Source organism: Candidatus Cloacimonadota bacterium, assembly GCA_034661015.1.
Lineage (GTDB): Bacteria > Cloacimonadota > Cloacimonadia > JGIOTU-2 > JGIOTU-2 > JAYEKN01.
In genome coordinates this window covers 1-2,366 of the sequence record JAYEKN010000205.1, presented here as the reverse complement: position 1 = coordinate 2,366, position 2,366 = coordinate 1, and the positions used below count along the sequence as shown (strand labels likewise).

At 34.2% G+C, this 2,366-nt stretch carries 3 protein-coding genes; all 3 read right to left on the bottom strand.

Annotation, left to right across the window (positions count from 1 at the left end; all coding sequences use genetic code 11):
• Nucleotides 1-342 (bottom strand): hypothetical protein (locus tag U9P79_08030; GenBank protein MEA2104570.1); only part of this gene is annotated, 342 nt, incomplete at its 3' end.
• A 315-nt stretch (nucleotides 343-657) separates the two neighbouring features.
• Complete coding sequence (locus U9P79_08025; protein MEA2104569.1) at nucleotides 658-1,221, bottom strand: hypothetical protein; 564 nt, start codon at nucleotides 1,219-1,221, stop codon at nucleotides 658-660.
• A 67-nt stretch (nucleotides 1,222-1,288) separates the two neighbouring features.
• The gene (locus U9P79_08020) at nucleotides 1,289-2,236 is read right to left on the bottom strand and encodes a hypothetical protein (GenBank protein ID MEA2104568.1); all 948 of its coding nucleotides are present in this window, start codon (nucleotides 2,234-2,236) and stop codon (nucleotides 1,289-1,291) included.
• Between the last annotated feature and the right edge of the window lie 130 nt (nucleotides 2,237-2,366).

Sequence of the window (2,366 nt, the reverse complement as noted above, 5' to 3'; positions counted from 1 at the left end):
GAATATGAAGATCATTAAAACCAGAACAGGCAGAAAATTCCAATGAGCAATTTCTATGGTTGCATCTGAAATATATAGATCCGCATTTTCCAGGAATTCACCAAAAAATCCCCAGAGAGAAATCCCGGAAAAGATAGCGAGAAGGTTGCTCCAAAATTTGTTTGTTTTCATTCTAGAGGAAATGACAAAAAGATAGATTCCCAGTCCCAGCAAGATCAAACCTGCAAAAAGATAAGGAATGTTACCTGTCTGACTGCTGATTACCAAAAGCATATAGACAATGCCGAAAAAGGAAAGTGTGAGTAGCATAGTGTTAAATGCGATTTTTTTTGTATTATTCATCTTTAAAATTCTCCAATTTTGTTCTAAGATAATCCCCAATACTTATCTATCCAAAGATTTTTTTTCGTTTTTGGTCTTAACATTTTTCTCATGTATCTCCCATGCAGAAAAATATGAAGGATGATCAGAACCACAAGCAATAAGCCAGAAATATCATGAACATATGTCAATAGCATAAATACGCCATTTTCGTAGATATTAAATGCATCAGTAATCATCGGGAATTTCAAAATACCAGTTACTCCACAAATGATGAACACGAAAAATGAAACTATATTAGTATAATAATTGATTTTGTGTTTCGGTAGTTTCATTTTACTTATTATATATGTTCAAAGAATCTGCAATTACGAATTTAGGATCTTGGACTTCCAGATTTGAATAGAAATTTTTGAACCATTCAAGAGTCTGCTTTACGCTTTTACTGAAAACTTCGGAAGTAACGGTTGCCCCTGTCACAAGATAGTTTGGTCGTTCTTGTGTATCCAAATTCTGCATAGAAAGAGCTGAGAGGATATCTGATTTGAGGACTCTTTTTACCCATGGTTTTGTGTCATCCGAATCCACAAAAGTGATTCGCTCAACAGTTCCTTCACTGCTGATAAAGATAAGAAGGTTGCTATACCCCTTATATCCTCTGAGTTCAGAATGGTCTGCAGTGGAGAGAACAAATGAGAGTAGAGAGTCCTTATAAACAGCGGCAAATCTTCCATGTGATGTGTTGAAAATTTTTATATTTCCCCATGGAAGATGCTTTTGTATTTCCGAGATAAATGCCGAATCATTGAGTTGAATATCTTCAATTGTATTTTTTCTTGCAGGGAGAGGAAGTGCAAGAAAAAAGTTGAGTAAGATAAATAGATATATTGATTTTTTCATAATAATTCCATGTCTTAAAAAATGGGGGGGGGTACATTAACTACCCCCCTTCAGGCTGAACGTTACATTAATAGAAGGTGTACATCAGACCGATGGATAATGTATAATCCGGTGCTGTATTATTTTTTACTTTATAAGGAATACCGAAGTGTACGTAAATTTTTCTTTTTTCGTAATCATTACCCCAGGGTCGGAAATGAATGGACGCATCAATATTATGGCTATAAAATTGTTCTTTCTTCTTAGTATTTTGCACCCAGGTTCCTTCGTCTTTCAGATTCATCCAGCCATTTACTCCCAAGCCGGCTTCTAATTTTTCACATAAACAATATTCTGTTTTCAGCATATAATTGAATCTATCGGAAAGTTCGATTCCGGATTTTCCATACATGTGATTTCCTTGTTCATTAGTAATTTCTTTTGCCCTTCCTCTGTAAATATACAAAAAATGACCGGCAAAATCAATTCCCTTAATTCCCTCATGATGGATGAATCCGATTTTCATCTCATCTTCACCTTTAGTTAACGAATTACATATTTTCTCATTGTCATTGCAAAGAGGAAATTTATAACAAGCACCAATGCTGAATTTTGCATAATCAAAAATTTCCTTTTTATGAACTTCGAAAAATCTGTATTTTCCACTTAACCAAAGGTCGGTAAATCCGCTTTCTTCAATTTTATTTATTCCTGACGGAGTTTTTTTCTCCTTATCGACAGTAACATATTTTATCACAGTTCCAATATCAATTTTACTCGTTAAACCATAACCTAATCTGAATCCAACAAGTTTCTTTGACATTTTGTGCAGTCCGTTTCCTTTATCAATATCTACCATTTCACTTTTCCCAAAGTCGTATTTTTGGGTTGCATTGATGAATTTCAGACCGACTCTGGGCCAGATGACACCTTTCATTATTCCATTTGGACATCCGAGAATATTCGCTGCATATCCCATTTTTGCAAAGCTAATAATTACAAGAACGAGGATAATCATCTTTTTGAGATTTTTCATTTTTTCCTTTCTTTCTGTTGACTGAGTCTCATTCTCAATCAATTGATTCAGTTTGATTTTAAAGTTTATTTGATATTGTCTTTTATTTTCAAACGGTAATCATAAAAAAAGCAGTTGCGGGCTGCTAACT